Raw genomic sequence first — 495 nt, forward strand, 5'->3', positions numbered from 1 at the left:
CAATAAGTGAACTTAATGCAATAGAATCAGTATCCCTTGGTACTAACATACCAATATCATTAAAACTCTGACCAGCAACAGGTAAAACGATAGGATTAGTTGAACTCGAATTATTGGTTGTGGGAGTAAATCTTCTACCATCAGAAAGCGATATCCCGAGTAGCGCTTCGGTATTGGTTACCCGGGTACGACCACCATCAAAGGTTAAATAAGGTGCTGAGCCATAAATAATATTGGTCGTTTTAGTGGTTAATGCATAATTGGAAAAAGAGATAGACAGTAATACAACCACGGTTAAAACCAAAACCATCGATCGAGATAAACAGGCTAAACCAAGAAATTTTAAAAAATTTTGCTGAAATTTCGGAAATTGCTGAAATAATAAACTACTGTGAAATAATAAACGATACGCGCTTAACTTTAGAGAGGTGAAATTATAGGTTGGGCAGGTTGTGTGTTGTGTGTTGTGTGTTGAAAATTATAATCCATATCAGA

1 protein-coding gene is annotated in these 495 nt (G+C 35.8%); it reads right to left on the reverse strand.

The window, feature by feature from the left end; genetic code table 11:
• On the reverse strand, positions 1-310 hold a 310-nt coding region (locus H3U97_RS11360), incomplete at its 3' end, for a hypothetical protein (protein WP_198199011.1).
• Positions 311-495: the final 185 nt, after the last annotated feature.

It is taken from the genome of Gilliamella sp. W8128, from assembly GCF_016100545.1.
GTDB classification, from domain to species: domain Bacteria; phylum Pseudomonadota; class Gammaproteobacteria; order Enterobacterales; family Orbaceae; genus Gilliamella; species Gilliamella apis.